At 46.9% G+C, this 16,959-nt stretch carries 11 protein-coding genes; 2 read left to right on the top strand and 9 right to left on the bottom strand.

Annotated elements, in window-relative coordinates:
* Nucleotides 1-10: 10 nt before the first annotated feature.
* The 7 genes from MHI32_RS07960 to MHI32_RS07930 all read right to left on the bottom strand — a co-directional run bounded on the left by MHI32_RS07960 (nt 11) and on the right by MHI32_RS07930 (nt 10,145).
* Nucleotides 11-1,408, bottom strand: a complete 1,398-nt coding sequence (locus tag MHI32_RS07960) for an extracellular solute-binding protein (RefSeq protein ID WP_076100552.1) — start codon at nt 1,406-1,408, stop codon at nt 11-13.
* Between the two features lie 141 nt (nt 1,409-1,549).
* The gene (locus MHI32_RS07955) at nt 1,550-2,386 is read right to left on the bottom strand and encodes a carbohydrate ABC transporter permease (RefSeq protein WP_036675652.1); all 837 of its coding nucleotides are present in this window, start codon (nt 2,384-2,386) and stop codon (nt 1,550-1,552) included.
* Between the two features lie 15 nt (nt 2,387-2,401).
* Complete coding sequence (locus MHI32_RS07950) at nt 2,402-3,331, bottom strand: sugar ABC transporter permease (protein WP_051490863.1); 930 nt, start codon at nt 3,329-3,331, stop codon at nt 2,402-2,404.
* A 169-nt stretch (nt 3,332-3,500) separates the two neighbouring features.
* Nucleotides 3,501-5,084: a response regulator gene (locus tag MHI32_RS07945; RefSeq protein ID WP_340012129.1), complete on the bottom strand. Its 1,584-nt coding sequence runs from the start codon at nt 5,082-5,084 to the stop codon at nt 3,501-3,503.
* Complete coding sequence (locus tag MHI32_RS07940; RefSeq protein WP_076126253.1) at nt 5,084-6,805, bottom strand: histidine kinase; 1,722 nt, start codon at nt 6,803-6,805, stop codon at nt 5,084-5,086. The genes MHI32_RS07945 and MHI32_RS07940 overlap by 1 nt, the downstream gene beginning before the upstream one ends.
* A gap of 66 nt (nt 6,806-6,871) precedes the next feature.
* Nucleotides 6,872-9,034 (bottom strand): alginate lyase family protein, encoded by a 2,163-nt coding sequence (locus MHI32_RS07935; protein WP_340012128.1) that lies wholly within the window; start codon nt 9,032-9,034, stop codon nt 6,872-6,874.
* Nucleotides 9,024-10,145, bottom strand: a complete 1,122-nt coding sequence (locus MHI32_RS07930; RefSeq protein WP_340012127.1) for a glycoside hydrolase family 88 protein — start codon at nt 10,143-10,145, stop codon at nt 9,024-9,026. Before MHI32_RS07930 ends, MHI32_RS07935 begins: the two co-directional genes overlap by 11 nt.
* Before the next feature lie 259 nt (nt 10,146-10,404).
* Here MHI32_RS07930 and MHI32_RS07925 point away from each other — a divergent pair, with 259 nt between their 5' ends.
* On the top strand, nt 10,405-11,667 hold the full coding sequence (locus MHI32_RS07925; protein WP_036675660.1) for a TraB/GumN family protein: 1,263 nt from the start codon (nt 10,405-10,407) through the stop codon (nt 11,665-11,667).
* A gap of 195 nt (nt 11,668-11,862) precedes the next feature.
* Here the strand turns inward: MHI32_RS07925 and MHI32_RS07920 are convergent, their stop codons facing one another.
* The gene (locus MHI32_RS07920) at nt 11,863-13,149 is read right to left on the bottom strand and encodes a Gfo/Idh/MocA family oxidoreductase (protein WP_076100559.1); all 1,287 of its coding nucleotides are present in this window, start codon (nt 13,147-13,149) and stop codon (nt 11,863-11,865) included.
* A gap of 147 nt (nt 13,150-13,296) precedes the next feature.
* On the opposite strand from MHI32_RS07920, the gene MHI32_RS07915 reads away from it, so the two are divergent.
* Nucleotides 13,297-14,124 (top strand): AraC family transcriptional regulator, encoded by an 828-nt coding sequence (locus tag MHI32_RS07915; RefSeq protein ID WP_340012126.1) that lies wholly within the window; start codon nt 13,297-13,299, stop codon nt 14,122-14,124.
* 600 nt (nt 14,125-14,724) lie between these two features.
* On the opposite strand, the gene MHI32_RS07910 is transcribed toward MHI32_RS07915, so the two are convergent.
* On the bottom strand, nt 14,725-16,944 hold the full coding sequence (locus MHI32_RS07910) for a glycoside hydrolase family 88 protein (protein WP_340012125.1): 2,220 nt from the start codon (nt 16,942-16,944) through the stop codon (nt 14,725-14,727).
* Between the last annotated feature and the right edge of the window lie 15 nt (nt 16,945-16,959).

Raw genomic sequence — 16,959 nt, 5'->3', positions numbered from 1 at the left:
TATTCCCTATTTATTTGATAACACCTTTTTCGTTGATAATTTTTGTTGCTTCATCAACCATCCATTGCTGCACCTTATCAATCGATTCATTTCCAAGCATAAATCTGCTGAAGCCGTCATCGATTATTTTGGTCAATTCGGACGTTGCCGTCGTCATCACCTGCGCACCATCAAGGAACTGGATTGCACTGTCAAAGAGTGTATATTTGAGTGAATCCATATCATACATATCCTCTTTGCCAGCTACCAGTTTGGTCAGCAAGGCTTCATTATCCGCTTTTTTATAACCGGAGAATTCCAGTCTGTTATCACTAACAGCCGTTGACATAAATCTCATCAGTTGGAAAGACGCCTCTTTGTTCTTCGAAGTAGCGCCCATCGCCAGCATATTGCCGCTGGTGAAGTATTTGCCCTCGTATTCTTTCGGTTCCGATCCTGCCGGAGGCACCGGTACCGGAGCAAAAGCTGTCTTGAAATCATGCGGATACTGCTCTGTATTGCCCGGATCAGCAATCGTCCAGTTACCAGCCAGAATCATAGCGGCTTCTTCATTAAAGAATTCCGTGCGGTAATTGAGCTTAGCCGCTAAAGCGTCTGCATAAGTTTTCGCAGATTTATCAGCAGACTCCATATCTTTGCGCAGCTGGAAGAAGTATTTATAGGTTGGATCCGCGAAAATGGTCGTCCCGTCATCATACACGAATGGATCTTTCATCATCGTTTGGGCCGGTGCGTTCATATACAACTCCCAGGTGTGGAAGTATGTGCCGTAACGTTTGTCTACGCCTTCACCTTTGGTCAGTTTTTTGGCATAGTCGCGGTAGTCATCCCATGTCCAGCCAAAAGTAGGTACAGGCAGACCCGCTTCATCCAGTGCATCTTTGTTCAGCATTACATAGTTGCTGCTCTTGGTATATTGCATCCCATAATAGTTGTTGTCTACCTTAGCATTCACATAATATTCATCCTCAGGAACGAGGTTATCCTTCTCATAGAATTCGTTCAGCGGGGCAAGCGCTCCCCGGGTCGCCCGTTCAAGTACGCCTCCAAGGCTTGGTACCTGAACAACGTCAATCGCTTCGCCGGATGAAATCAGGAAGTCGAGTTTCTTCAGCATCTCCACAGAATCACCGGGAACGAGTGTCACATGCTCTACCTTGATATTTGGGTTCTGATCCATAAATTCCTGCAGCATGGCATCCGTGCCTGCTGATTGGGCTTCATTGTCCCAGTTGTAATATTTGATGGCGACTTGCTTGTCCACCTTGGTGTTCCCGGCATTCGTACTGGCTTCAGCACCGCCATTCTTCTCTGAATTTCCGGAATTTCCACAAGCGCTTAACGTTAAGGAAACCGCCAGCATGGAGCCTAGTACAACGGATAATCTTTTTTTGCCCTTTGTTTTCATTTTACTTCCCCCCGCACTGAAATTTAAGTATAGTGCCTTGTTCATTTCTTATTATAGGCACCCGCTGTACAGGCCAAGTGCACAATTTTGCTGTAGTAGGATCACATTTTTGACTTTTACCCTCTTTTGCATACCCGCAAGTCAGCCCTTTACCCCTCCCAAGGAGATTCCGTTAATGACTTGCTTTTGCAGGGCAATGAACACGATGACCAATGGGATGATCGCCGAAACGGCTGCCGTCATCATAATCGCATAGTTGTTCGAATAATCGTCTCGGAACAGTGTCATACCGAGTGGGATAGTGTACAGATTCTTGTTTAACAAGAAGATCAGCGGATTCTGGTAGTCATTCCAGGTCCAGATAAATTTAATGATCGCCACGGTAGCGAGCACCGGCTTGCAGAGCGGAACAATGATAGACCAGAATATCCGCAAATGGCCTGCACCATCAATTCGCGCCGCTTCAATATATTCGTCGCTGATACCAATCATAAATTGCCGCAGCAAGAACGTGAAGTAAATGGAGAACATACTCATTAATACGATAGCAGCATGAGTATCATAGAGGCCGAACCAACGAATCAGCAGAAAACGCGGAATCAGCGTGGCCTGGTCAGGAATAATCATGAATGACAGCAGCGCCAGAAAGACCATATTCCGTCCTTTAAACTTGATTTTGGTCAAGGCATACGCCGACATAGATGAAATGATAAGTGTGATGCAGGTTGTAATAATCGCAACTTTAAAGGAGTTTAAATAGAAATGGGAGAAAGGTACCCGTCCCATCCAAACCATCTTGAAATTATACGCTACATTGATCTTCTCGGGAATCCATTGGATCGGGAAGCGCATTACATCTTTTTCATATTTGAAGGCTGCGGAAATCATCCAGATCAGCGGAATAAGAAATACAATGGACAAAGCCCCCATGATGCAGGTAGTGATCACTCTGGACATATTTTTTCTAATCAGTTGCATGTTAATCTCCCCCCTTTATTCTTCATTTCTCATTTTCCAAGTGGCTGCGGTAATCAAGCCGATGACAGCGAATAGCAGCCAGGAAATTGCAGAAGCGTAGCCCATGTTGTAGTATTTGAACCCTTCCTCATAGATCCTGAACACAAGCACGGTAGAAGAATTATTCGGGCCACCTTCGGTCAAAAAGGCGATGATGTCGAACACCTTAAACGAGCCAATCAGCATGGTAATAAGCAGGAAAAATGTGGTCGGACGCAGCATCGGAACTGTGATGGCAAAGAATTTTTTCAACGCGCTGGCGCCATCTATTTCGGCGGCTTCGTAGATTTCATCGGAAATATTCGTCAAGCCAGCCATATAGATAATTATGGTGTAGCCAAGACTCGCCCAAGAACTGATAATAGCAATGGATAACAGTGAGGTCTTTGGATCAACTAGCCATTTCGGAGGGCTGGAGATTCCAAACTCCATCAGCAACTGATTGATCGGTCCAAGAGACGGATGGAACAATGCACTCCATACGGCAGCTATCGCAATAATCGAAGAAATATAAGGAATAAAGAAAGCCACTTTAAAATAATTTTTGAGGAACACACTGTTTTGAATCAATGCCGCGAGCACCAGCGCAATCGCAATCGGTATCGGCACGGTCATAATCATATAAAAAGCATTGTTCTTCAAAGCTTGAATGATACTCGGATCATGGAACATTTTGATATAGTTATCCAATCCGATGAACTCGATTCCTTTGACTCCCGACAATAGATCCCATTTCGAGAAGCTCAAATAAAGTGAGAATCCAAGCGCAAATACATTAAGAAAAAGCATCCCAACAATTTCCGGTGCCAAAAACAGCCACCCGGTTAAAGCCTCTTTCCGTTGCGGAGTCCAGAATTTCCGCTTCTCTTGCAGAATTTTTGGCACAGGTTGTTTTGCAGCCTCCACGTTGTATCACCTCGACAATTTGATTTGTCATTATAGTAATACATCCGCCTTCCGCAAGAAGGAGTGATTATGACCCGGAATGTGCAAGATTTTGACCTTTGTCCGCCGACAACAAAAAACCGCCCTAGAGGGGCGGCGCGTCTGTTCATATCATTAACAATTGTGCTTCTCAGCGTACCGAATGTTTGGATTTATATTCGCTTGGCGTTGTTCCTACATATTTTTTGAACACTTTTGAAAAATAGGTTCTGTCCGAATATCCCAGGCCGACGGCCAGCGACTCCAGGTTCTGGCTGGAGATTTTCAGCATTTTGGTAGCGACCTTCATCTTGTGCTGATGCACATAGTCCGTAAAGGTCAGGCCAGTCATGCGCTTGAAATAACGCGAAAAATAGCTTGGATCCAGAAACAGATAACGTGCCATATCAATTGAAGTGATATTATCGCCTAGATGCTGGTCGATATACTGCTGGATAAGCTGCAGCTTGGGCTCCTGCGGAGAAGCTCCTGCCACCTGCTGCTTGCTGCCTGTAATCTGTACAAGCTTTCTCTCCACCAGTTCCATCGTATCTTCAAGTGTGCGGGTCTGCACGAGATAGACGAACAGATCCTCATCGAACATCAGGCTCGTAAACATTAACTCGATGCCGCGGAGCATAAAGGATAAATCCCGGGCGAAATCGCCAGGATGAATAGACATAACTTTTGCAGTCCTAGCGATTTCCTGTAGAGTGCCACGGATGGCTTCAAGGTCTTTTTTAATCACGGCCCGTTCCATCTGCGGGATATAGCTGTCCAGAAATCCTTGGGGTGCAGGCTGGAAACGTGGAGAAGCGATTTGCAGAGTATCCAGAACCGTGTAATCCGCACTTGCATAGAACTCGCATTTGTCCTGAACAATCTGCCGATGGATCTGGCCAATCGCCTGTAGCTCCATTTTCTCTGTGACGGCAATAATGCCCGGTTGAATCTTAAGAAGATGGGAGCATTCAGAACACAGCCGCTGTAAATAATCGTGAAAATGAAGACTGGCATTCTGCGCCAGATTCACACGGTAATTATATAAAATCACAATATTCTTTTGCTCCAAGAAAGGCGTAATCCCTTCACATGTTTCGGACAGTTCCAAGGCTATATTGTAAATAGCATATAGAATAAGTGGATACTCACTCTGCTTGTATCGCTTGTCGAAGCTGGAAAAATGAATATTGACCGTGCCCAGCATAAACCACGGATACGTCCAGGATATGCCGATTTGCGCCGCATAGGCCAGTGTGGTTTCAGGCGGAGCACCGCCAATCACCCTTTGCAGCAGGTTCTGCCGGAAGAGCTGGCTGTTGTAGCCTGTCTCCCCATGGCTGATCAACCCAATCTTCGACTTAAGCAAGTGTACGGACTTGGCAAGGCTTTTCTCCAGTTGCTCTTCTGTAAGCTGGTCCTTGATTAAATAATCATCCACTTTCAGCTTTACCGCTTGCTGAGCATAATGGAAATCCTCATGACAGGTCAGGAAAATAATTCTGACCTCCGGCTTCATGCGGGTGAAGCAATCGGCTAGCTCAATCCCGTTCTTTTGCGGCAAACCAATATCCGTGATCACAATGTCAGGCTGCACTTCCTCAAACATTAATAACGCCTTGGCACTGGAATAGGTGCTGCCGACAATCTGCAAGCTATGTGCCTCCCAGTCAATCATCTGCTGAAGCACTTTGAGCATAGGAACATCATCGTCTATGAGCATCACTTTATACATCAATATCCCTCTCTCTCTGACAGATTAACCTGATGATTGCCTTGCGGCAAATACAGAGAAACGGACACCCCACCCTGCGGCAGATTATGCAGCGACAAGCGGGTATCCTGACCATAGGTCAGCCTCAGCCTTTGAACCACGTTCATTAACCCGACCCTTTGATAAGCTTCATCCTGTTCATCGTCCTTATACAGTAACCTGCGGTTCAGGCCCGCCAGAACTTCAGCCCCTGCACCGCAGCCATTATCTTCAACTTCAATCATGATCCCATCAGGGACCGTTCGCGAGCGAACGACAATACGCGGTGCCGGGTGGTCAACCAATCCGTGAACGATTGCATTTTCTACAAGGGGCTGCAAAATTAGCTTAGGGACGATAAGCTTCTCTGTATCCTTTTCCAGATCGACCTCCAGTTCAAGAGGGATTTCGTTGCGGATCTTCATAATATCGATATAATGGCCAAGCAGTTTGCATTCTTCCCGCAAGGTAGCCGGTTCATTGACCTTCAAATAGGCCCGGAGCAGACTCATTAATGAATCGATGATCCCGCTATGCAGCTTATCTTTGGCCAAAATAAGGCTACATTTAATCGAATTCAACGTGTTGATCAAAAAGTGGGGGCGAATCTGCATAAACAGCGCCTCCAGCTCCATCACCCGCTTCTGTTCCTGCTCCAGCTCGATGTCGTGAATCAGTCCTTGCAGCTGGTCCAGCATAGTATTCAACGTCTGCCCCAGCTCAGCGATTTCATCCTTGCCCTTGACCTCCAGCCTGACATCAAGATTCCCCATCCCGAACTGGCGCACAACGCGCTGCAGCTTCATGATCGGACTATGCAATCTTTTGGCAATCAGCATGGAGGTAGCCGAAAAGACAATAAATAAGAGGAGTACCAAGCCAATGCCACTATAAAACGTCCGCGAGATCTGGCCCGACCATTCTTTCTCCGAAGCTTCATAGATCAGCTGCCAATTGGATTTGTCGATAGCTCTGGCTGTACGAACGCTTCCTCTCGCTTCCTTGCCTTCTGGAGCCAATTCTGAGTTCCCAGCGATCAAGCCTCCTCCAGAATCAAATAACGCAACCTTGCCAAATTCGACGGGTCCGAGCAATTTATTGAAATAGGATTCAGGAATTGAGATAAGCAGCACGGACACCTGCCGTTTCTCCCGGCTGTCATAGATTACTCTGGCAATATAATAGCTGCTGCTTTTACCGGAACCGCTGTCAGCCATCCCAAGCCATTGCAAGGTCTCCGGTTCGTGGATATTGACACGGCTCATCAGCTTGTCCAGGTTAGCATTGATTACAGATAAATTCTCCGTCCCAGAGGAGATCACAAAGTGTTTCCGGTTGACCAAATACATGCGGATATTATTATTCAACGGCTTAGAGTTGATGAGCGAAAACACATCTTGAATTTGCGTAAAATGTACGTAATCCTGATAGCTATTTAGCCGCTCAGTATCCGCAAATGACTTCAGATTAGCGCGGAAATTGGTATCGTTTACAATAAAATGGGAAGCGAACGTCACATCATCAATAGTTTTATTTAGTTCGTCAATCATAACGTTCAGGAAGTTATCGTTGCTGAGCTGCAGCTTCTCTACCATCGTATCCCGGATGAGCACGAAGGAGATGATCGATACTGCAATCAGCGGGATAAAAATCAGCAAAAGAAATGAAACCTGGATACGTCTATAGTAAGTGAATTTGAACATGTTTTCTCCGCGCCTCTCTCATGCTCTTTTCTTTTATTCTATCAGCCCGTTGTCCAGTATCATACATTATCTGATTACCGTGACTTTCTTTTGACCGTCTGCAGAAACCATAAGCACTACTTCTCCAAAAATTTGTACGCCTTCCACTACATAGGAATCTAAATGACTGGATGGAATCTCGTGGCTGATCACGATAATATGCTCCTCATTCCTTTCGGGGAGGATGATGCGGCAGGCCTCCGCCTGTGCAGCAGCCACCGGTTCACCCGTATGGCGGTAAATCGGCACTTGTTCGACCAGCGGACAGAACAACTCACCCGCAGACTGCGGGTACAGCACCTGCATGATCGAGACCGTTCCTTTCCCCTTTCGGGAGTACACAGCATACTGATTGGGTTCCAGCAGATTATATTCGCGGGAGATTACCCCAGCATCAACCCTGCCCTGAAGACCATCAACATGAACAGGAAGGATACAAAGATTGGCTTCCCGCTCATTTTTGGTACGGCATATTAGCGTTCCATCTTCCATCTGAACCGTTCCGGGTGCAAAATGAAAATGCTGGGAAAATGTATGCTCCTGCCGGGAACTGAAGCTGTCCACCAGAAGCCAGTAAAAAGGCTTAATAAATAGGATCCTCCTTAACGGGTAGACCGGATCATCCCAATGACGGTAGCCGTCGTGGCTGCCCTCTACATAATCAAAGTCCGGATGGCTGATCCATTGGCAGCCCGTTGGCTTCGCAATCTGAGAGAAGGACCATGTATCCGTGATTTCGGTAAATCCAATTCCGTCGACAGTGGTCGTATTATGGGCAGCGCTTTCTTTTAGCGCTTTTCTAAGTGGTGTATGATCACTATAGTTGTATCTGCCAAGATCGGTAAGCAGATCCCGCCCATAGGCATACAGATCGAAATGTAGCAGATCCGCGTGCCCATGTCCACCCCCAAGCGGTCCGCAGTGAAAATATAGGTACAAATCCTGCTCGTCCCAGCCCGTTCGCATCACATAATGGCCGGAATGTGCATAGGCGTGTGACAAGTTTGGCGGTAGCTCCGCAGTCAGCCGCTCGTAGCTCTCAACTCCATTTATCCCAAACAACCAGGCATTGTCATAATCCATTTGATCGTATCCGCCAAAGCGGAGTACAGCATCCTGAAATAACCAGCCCGCATAAGTCAAAAGCGAACGGATATCGCTGTCATCGCTATCGCCAAGCATCGGCTGCCGGTGATTCGGCTTGGCCCAATACAATGAAGCGACAGCCATTTGCTGAACCTTTTGCTGAAATTCTTCCTGAAGCTCCAGTCCGTTCAATCGGGCTAAGCGGATGAAGTCGAGAAAACATACCAAAACCTCATGGTGATAGGTGGGCGATTGCTCCCAGTGGATGCCGTCCGCCATAATCTGAATTCGCGCCGTCTCTCCCAATCTCTCCTCACTGAGCTGTCGCCAGTTATTGGCACTAGTGAACTCAGGGAAGTAGAGCGCAGTTTGGAACAAACCACAAGTCTCCAGCACCCCCCAGTTGCTGATCTTCTTCCAGCCCGTAAACGATAAAGCTAAATATTGGCCGTGTTCATGGAGAGATATCATCACTTTGGCCAGCAGCGTCGGTGTGAGCAGCGGACTATCCTGTATATAAGACAGTGCTTTAATCCAGTTAGCACAACGAAGGCCCGCTTCAATTGTACGCCATGTCAGCGTATCATTCGTAGGCTTGTCTGGAACGGGGTTACGGTCTATCCAATCTTCAAGCTGGCAGCAAAATGCTCTCGCATAAACCTCTTTACCTGTTATCGCATACGCTTGTCCTAATGCCACCCAGTAGCGGTGGCGATTCAGCATATAAGCCCATTCTACATCCTTGTCCGGAACATGACGCCAGTCAATTTCTTCCTCAAAGGTAACCGGAATGCGGCTGCGCTCCATATCCCAGGGAAAACGAAAGAGAAACGTCTGCTCCACAACTTCATCCGCTGTCTTCATTACTGCTTCCAGTTCGTCTGCACAATAAAGCCGTACATAGTCAATAAGCTGCTGCTTCCGGTTATCCTCTATCCGCCAGCCCGGCGTGCTCCGGCGGGTCAAATACCGATGCAATTCAATCAGCGCATCGTCCTGACGCGCTTGGCTGAGTGCATTCTTCACTAGAGCTAAAGCAGGCAACTCAAGGTCGAGCAGCGCAAAGACGGCATAGGGGGAAATTTGTCTGACATCAGCGTTCATACCAGTACCCCTTGTTGCCTTTTTGCAGCCGCATCAATGCTTCGAGATAGAAATAATCTCCCCAGATCATGAAGTCATCTGGAGACAGATCGCCGCGCACATGGTAAGAACCATGCTTCAGCAGCCCCTCCGCCTCTTCACCGAGCGTGGAATAGTTCTGCACAAGCGAAGTCATCGACTGCACTAATCCCTGCTGAAAATAAGCCCGCTCAGAATCCTCCCCATCCATTAGCTCCAGCAGTTCCTGTAGTCCGGCTGCTACTATTGCTGAGGCCGAGCTATCCCGGTAAGTATCCGGAGATACCGGAGCATTAAAATCCCAGTAAGCGACATGATCCTGCGGCAAATGCTCCAGAAAATAGCGGGCCATCCGCTTGGACGTTTCCAAATACAACGGATTTTTGGTATAGCGGTAGGATAATGCAAAACCGTAAACACCCCAAGCCTGCCCGCGCGTCCAGGTCGATCCGTTAGTAAAGCCCTGATGAGTGGCGCCGCCAATCGGCTCTCCGTTCTTCGGGTCGAAGAAAAACGTATGGTAAGAGCTGTCATCTCCCCGTACCAGATACCGTCTCGTTTTCTCCGCCTGCATGACCGCCACCTCCCTGTATTCGGAATCACCGGTCTGTTCTTCTGCCCAATACAAAAGGGGAAGATTTAACAGACAATCAATAATGATCCGCCCGCCTTCCTGAGTATCCCCCTCCGGTCCCCAAGCCTGAATATAACCGCCAGCTGTACGCCAGCGCTTCAGCAGCAGGTCTGCCGCCTGCAATGTCAGTTGACGCGCTGATTCGTCTTTATCTATAATCCACTGGGCTTTAGAGGATAACGAATACAGGAAGCCAATGTCGTGATGATCAAGCACGGTCTTTGCCGCGAAACGGCGGCGGAAATCTTCTACGGTATGGGATGCCGCAATACGGAAGCTGTCATCCCGCGTATATTCATAACACAACCACAACATGCCGCTCCAAAATCCGTTAGTCCAGTCGTCGTTGTTATTGAGCTGATAAGTTCCATTCCTGCTGACATGAGGGAAACTGCCCCCGAACCGGTCTATGTTCTTACGTACCTTCTCTATCGCATCTTCAATCGCACTGCTCCACATAAGTCCCTTGCTCCCTTCAGGCTCTTCGTTTCTTACGTTTCATGATAAGGAGAGTGAACAGGATCTAATAGGGGCGATTTTTGCTTTGATGTGCATTATTTTGACTTTTGAATGACGTGAAGTACTGTAAGTTTACTTTCCAATCATAGGCATCAAATCAATATAGTAACAAAAGGTATAACTGTTTATGGGAAAATACGTTAAAATCAGAGAGTGACTTACATCTTTCATTCTTTTTTAGAAACGGAGTGTCCTATTAATGAAAAAGCTAGGTGCATTATTTTTATCCATTTTCATGGTTATGTCTGTCTTTACCACTGCGCATGCTGCTGAAAAGCCTGTCGGTGTATGGATTGATGGAACCGAAATAAAGTTAGGCAATTCTAACCCTGTTGTAGAAAAAGGAACGACCCTAGTTCCTATGCGTCCCCTGCTAGAAAAGCTTAATGTAAATATTAATTGGAATAAAAAAACCCAAACCGTAACAGGGACCAAAAATGGACTGGCCCTCTCACTGACCATCGGTAGCACAACCGCAACGGTAAACGGGGAGAAGAAAAAACTAGAGGTGGCTCCTAAAACCATCAACAATGTCACCTATGTTCCTGTCCGCTTTATAGGAGAAACGATCGGCTATAAGGTGGAGTGGAGTCCAGCGCTGCGCACCATCACTTTTGTGGCCGATACTCAAGCTGCCGGAAGCACCGGATTCTTATGGAAAGTGGAGAACAACGGCAACACCGTCTATCTGCTTGGTTCTATCCATGTGGCTAACGACAAAATGTACCCGCTGCGTCCGGAGATTGAAGCTGCTTTTGAAGCCTCGCAATATTTAGGTGTCGAAGTAGATATCTCTAAGATTGATCAAGCTGAGATCCAAAAGTTTATTTTGGAAAAAGGCTCCTATACAGATGGAACCAAGCTCAAGGATCATGTATCTGCAGATACCTATAACAAAGTAACTCAGCTGCTAAAAGCAAATGGTCTGGCGGAAAATGCATTCGATTCCTTCAAACCGTGGGTCGTTACCCAAGGTGTCTCAAGTCTACAGATGCAAGTTACAAGTTATACGGCGGATACCGGCATTGATTTATATTTTTTACAAAAAGCAGGCAAGCTGAACAAACCTATTATTGAACTGGAAAACACACAATTGCAGCTGAATATGTTCGACCAGTTCTCAGATGGATTGCAAGAAAAGCTTCTTGTCGACACACTCGGCAGCCTCAATCAAACGGACAATACTTCCGCAGCAGCTTCGCTGGATGCACTATCCCAAATGTGGATGCAAGGTGATGAGCAGTCGCTCGTAGCGATGACAAAAGCGGTCGCGCAAGAGCCAGAGTATTATAAAGGCCTGGTTTCGGATCGTAACGTCAACATGGTGAAGCATGTAAAAGAATATTTGAATAGTGATAAAAAAGCGACTTACCTTGTCGTCGTTGGCGCGCTGCATATGCTCGGTGACGATGGTATCGTGACCCAATTGCAAAAAGATGGCTTTAACGTCGTCAAACAATAATTGAGTTTTAGCTAAAATAAACAAGGCTGTCTCTTAGTCATCTACGATGATTTTGGAGACAGCCTTTTATTTTCACTTTTTTAGCTCAATCTAAAAGTAGAAGTTGGCTTAACGTGTGGACAGAGCGGAGGGCCCTCCGGGATTCTGGAGAAACGCTCCCTACGAACCCAAAGCCGCTTGTTCATAAACGGGCTACTACAATTTTATTAACTGATCTACCTTAACTGGAAGTCCAGTAGCTATTGAACGATTTGCCGCAATCCCGGTCATAATAGACAACGCTCCGTCCACATGAGATGCCGCACGATTAAAGCGATCCTCCAGCGGACGTTCAAAAATATCACGCAGCATCACAGGATCCCCGCCTCCGTGCCCCCCAACTCCTTCTTCAATCTCCACTTCGTAAGGTGCTGCGAAATGAGGGAAGACCGTGATCCGCTTGTCTTTTAACGCCCCTTCATCTTCCTTGTTTCCTCCGGCATTTACATAAGACTGTTCGACGACCTTTACTTCCATCCGCCCCTTGGTCCCATTAAATACTACAATGAAACCCTCCCAAGGCAGATAAGCATTAAGTGAATAATTCATAATCGTCTTATTTTTGTATTTGACCATAACCGCCATCGTATCCTCAATGCTGATATTATCACCAAACACACTTTGGTCACGCAGGTAGCCATCCTCATGCTCCGTATCCAGATACATCTGCTTTAACTGCTCATTATCTTTAAGATGCAGGGCAAACGGATCATTTTCCGCCGCACTGCTACCATGAGCACGCTGATAAAACTCAGTCACCCCGCGCTTCTCCGCGTTTTCTCTGCCATAAAATCTTAGATCACCCATCGCATAAACCGTATCTGGGCGCGAACCCAGCCAGAAATTCATCAAATCGAAATGATGTGTGGATTTATGAACCAACAGACCTCCGCTGTTCCGTTTATCACGATGCCATCTGCGGAAGTAATCCGCCCCATGCTGCGTATTTAGCAGCCACTCGAAGTTGACGGAAAGCACTTCTCCAATCGCGCCGTCCATAATGAGTTCACGGATTTTGGTGTTGTGTGGGGCATAGCGGTAATTGAAGGTCACACGCAGCTTTTTCCCAGTCCGCTCAATCGCTTCAAGAATTTCCTGACATTTCTCTTCATCCACTGTCATCGGTTTCTCCGAAATAACATCGCAGCCAAGCTCCATCGCCCGGATAATGTAACGATGATGCGTGCGGTCAATACTCGTGACAATAACCGTGTCAGGTTTGGTTTCCTCAATCATACGGTCAAACTCATGAGCTTTATAGGTAGGAACCGCTTGATATTTATATTTTTCCTCCAGCAAACGGTTCGCATAATCCATTCTTGCTCCATTCACATCACAAAAGCCTACAATCTCAGAGGTTTCACGATAATTCGTGGTGATCTCACCATAAAAAAACTCCGCTCGGCCGCCGGTTCCTACGAAAGCATATTTCTTGTTGGACATCAGGATCACTCCATCACTTATTGATTTAAAAGCGTTTTCTTCTTATAGTGTATAGTATAAAATATATCTTAATCTAAGCGATTCTTAGCAGAAATAACAAAAACTTTGCATATATTATCCTCATTATCAGAAAGGAGCAGATTTAGCATGGAACAGGAGCCTCAGCCTCCTTTTATAATTGAGCAAATAAAAAGAGCCGGTCCATTCAGCATGGATTCCGACCATTATCACGATACTTATGAAATCTATTATTTACTCGCCGGGGAACGCAGTTATTACATTAACAATCTGATCTACACCTTGCGTAAAGGTGATCTGATTTTTATTAACAAGAACGAGCTCCATCGTACCACGTCTAAAGGCTCTGCAAGCCATGAACGGATCTTAATTAACTTTGAGGAAAGCTTTCTGCAAAAGACATTGGCGCACTTCGAGCTGCATTTTCCATTTATGGCTACACAAAGCTTGCTTTTGCGGCCCGGAGTACATGAACAGGGGGCCATTGAATATCTTCTTTTCAGCATGCTAAAAGAACAAACAGAACCACGGACACAGCAATTCCCCTATCTGCAGACGCTGCTCATCCAACTATTTATTGAAATGAACAGAATACAGGAAATAAGCCGCGAGCCCATTGCCCCTGAGAGCAGTGAGAAGCAGCTAAAAGTCTACGAAATTATTGATTTTTTACAAACACATTATGCTGAAAAGCTTACATTGGAGCGGCTATCTGAGACTTTTTTCATCAGCAGCACCTATCTCTGCCGAGTGTTCAAGCAGACAACTGGCTTCACCATCGTAGAATATCTAAACTACATTCGGATCAAGGAAGCCCAACGTCTCTTGCAGAGCACCAACGCTAAAGTTACGAACATCGCCGAGGATACCGGCTTTGACAGCATCGCCCACTTCGGGCGTGTGTTTAAACAAATCGTTAAACGTTCGCCTTTGCAATATCGCAAGCAAAACCGCTGATCCACAGCTAGAAATCACAACCAGTTCTCTTTGTAGCCGCTCCGTCGATCAAAAGTACCTTATGTGAACTGCCATGGGCATGGGGGCATCTGGGACGGGAGCATCGGGAGCATCGGGAGCATCTGGCATCTGGCATCGGGCATCTGGAGCATCTGGGGCATCTGGGGCATCTGAGCAACAACAATATCTCGTCACTAGATTACCTTTTCGCGCGAACAAAGCTCATGAGGCTATCGGACCCAGTGGACCTTATTCGCAGCATAATCGCTATTTTGGGATTTTATCGGACCCCATAGTCGCTATTGGCATAAAAAGCTACCTATATTAGCCGTTTTCGAAGCAATAACGTCACTGGAGTCCGAAAATGGCCCCAAAAGGCGATAAATCTGCAAATAACGTCATCTGAGTCCGCATAACTTTGTCTAGCAGGAGTAATCGGCGGTTTCGGGGGGCCGGGGGGACCGGGGGGGGTTTCGGGGTTTCGGGGGTTTAAGCAGCACTGTAACGCATAACAAAGAGCAGCGATCCCCACTAATGGAGTATCGCTGCTCCGCTGTAATTTTGTGATTAATACGGTCGTCTCATTCCTCATCATGCCATTCATTTTGCTTCGTCATGTGATTTCATTTCCAAATCTCGTACGAGCCTGTGAACCTCAATTCCGGCCAGCAGCACGATGCCAATCCCATGTGTATCGTTTAATTGCCAGGTCAATTCATCTTTATAATACAGTTTGTTAAACGAATAACCCGAACCGCGGCAGACACCGTAAACATTGCCTTGTTTGTCAATACAATAACGGGTTAAGCCACTCCAGCCGTTGATTGCAGAGGTTACGTATGACTCTGGTTCCAGCAGCCAGCCGCAGCGTACGCCTCTAGCAAAAGCGTAAATAAACATAGAGGTACAAGAAGCCTCCGCGTAGGACTCAGGATCCGTCAACACTTGATGCCATAGGCCCCGCTCATCTTGCAGCTTAAGATAGCCTTTACTAAGCTCGCGGAAATAATCAAGCAAATCAGCTCGCAACGGATGTTGCTCAGGCATAACTTCAAGCAGCTCAGTCAGCGAGAAAATCACCCAACCATTACCTCTGCCCCAAGGCACGCCATTGGGTTTATTAAACTTATAATCATACACATGATGCATAATGCCAAGCTCCGGCTGGAACAGCCGCTCCTTGTAATGTAAAAACTGCACCGCCGCATCATCAAGATAAGCCGCATTTCCGGTCATTTCATAATATTTGCTTAGAAATGGCGTGCTCATATACAGATCATCACACCACATCGTCTGCTGCATAAAATCAACTGTGCCACTGGTCCGATACAAAGCTCCGTCAGGCAGCCTGCTCTGCACTTTAGTAATGTAATTGGCAATTTCAGCAGCAGCTTCCGGTGCGCCCTGTAGTGGACGAAGCTTATGTGCTTCCAGCATCGTTGCCCCGAAGGATCCGCAGTCGTCCAGCGAATCCATCAGCGCCAGCTGATGATTGATGCCCGGAGCGCCATAACGTCCAAGGTCCCATAAGGCATATTTATGCAGCCCTGTACATTGCTCAATATGGTGTTGTGCATATTCGGCATAATGGGGGGCCTTAAGCTCTACTCCTGTTCTCAGCAATCCGTACAGGGTTACGCCTAGAGGGTAATTCCAGCGCCCAAACATAACACTCTCCAAATAAGGCCTAACCCAGCTATTCGGTTGGTCTACACGCCAAAAGGTTACTTCATCCGCTTCCCCAAATAAAGTATCCATAGAGGTCAGTTCTAAGACTTTCGGCGCTGCCTCCTTGGTGAACAATCCAAGGTACAACCATGGATCAGTTAATCCTTCAACGGGATATGGTTGCACGAGACTACTCTGAACACCACCAGACCGTACGTCCAGTTCAAATCCCCAATTCCCCTCTCCACAGATGGACTCCACGACCAGATCATGTAGTCCATAACCAAGCTCCAGTTGGATATCAAGCATACCTTTCACGTTCTGATACTCAGCTACAAGTTTCCCATTCACATAGATAGAGATTTCAGCCATTCCACGATAGCTACCTTGCAGACGAATGTCGTCTTTCTGTAGGCTGTTAACTTCCAGCTTACACCAAGCATACGCCTTGGCTCCCAGCATTTCCCCAAATATGCGTGAACAGTTGCCAGTTGCCTGTTCCTGTGGCGACCATTGCTGTGTCGGAAACCAAACGCAGCGAGCTGTCATTTGCTCTTCAGTGAATTCAGCTTCCAGCCAAGCTGCCCAAGATGTCTGCTGGGGTCCACTATAAATCCAACCTTCACAACCGCTTAACTGCGCCGTCGGAGTAAGAAAGTGTACTGGTGCACCTTTGACACTGCCCGTTCCAAAAACCCCTCCGCAACCTGTACCTGTTGCAACATACTCCAGTACCAGATGGTTCCAGCCTTTATCCATGCCCGCCCGAAAAAACGTCCTTCTGTCCGGAAACACATCATCATTTAGATTGGAGCTAAACACCAGCCGTCCATTTATGTAAACCTTAACTGGACTGTAGCAACTAACTGAGAAAGGGGCATCTACCTCATTGTCACTCCACAGCTTTCCCCACACATATACGAATTGTCCTGCCGCTAGCTCCGGCAGTCGTTCTTCCAGATTCATATCGTAACGGCAGTCGCGGAGCCGGTTGAAACCACTCTGCGAATGTACCCGGTACACCGGAGGCTGCGGGGGATAGGCACCGATAAAACGGCTGGCCACTGCGGCCAGTACATTTTCGATTTTGCCCCCATTATATTTGGCAATACAATCAGGATCAGGAAAGTATTCTGGAATATAAGTACTCACTAAGCGTATCCTCCT

Origin of the sequence: Paenibacillus sp. FSL H7-0690 (assembly GCF_037980415.1) — a bacterium.
GTDB lineage: Bacteria > Bacillota > Bacilli > Paenibacillales > Paenibacillaceae > Paenibacillus_AQ > Paenibacillus_AQ odorifer.
This window is presented reverse-complemented; position numbering and strand designations above follow the sequence as displayed.

Coding starts and splice junctions, on each gene's coding strand:
- MHI32_RS07960 (WP_076100552.1), bottom strand. CDS start 1,408: ATGAAAACAAAGGGCAAAAAAAGATTATCCGTTGTACTAGGCTCCATG.
- MHI32_RS07955 (WP_036675652.1), bottom strand. CDS start 2,386: ATGCAACTGATTAGAAAAAATATGTCCAGAGTGATCACTACCTGCATC.
- MHI32_RS07945 (WP_340012129.1), bottom strand. CDS start 5,084: ATGTATAAAGTGATGCTCATAGACGATGATGTTCCTATGCTCAAAGTG.
- MHI32_RS07940 (WP_076126253.1), bottom strand. CDS start 6,805: ATGTTCAAATTCACTTACTATAGACGTATCCAGGTTTCATTTCTTTTG.
- MHI32_RS07935 (WP_340012128.1), bottom strand. CDS start 9,034: ATGAACGCTGATGTCAGACAAATTTCCCCCTATGCCGTCTTTGCGCTG.
- MHI32_RS07930 (WP_340012127.1), bottom strand. CDS start 10,145: ATGTGGAGCAGTGCGATTGAAGATGCGATAGAGAAGGTACGTAAGAAC.
- MHI32_RS07925 (WP_036675660.1), top strand. CDS start 10,405: ATGAAAAAGCTAGGTGCATTATTTTTATCCATTTTCATGGTTATGTCT.
- MHI32_RS07920 (WP_076100559.1), bottom strand. CDS start 13,149: ATGTCCAACAAGAAATATGCTTTCGTAGGAACCGGCGGCCGAGCGGAG.
- MHI32_RS07915 (WP_340012126.1), top strand. CDS start 13,297: ATGGAACAGGAGCCTCAGCCTCCTTTTATAATTGAGCAAATAAAAAGA.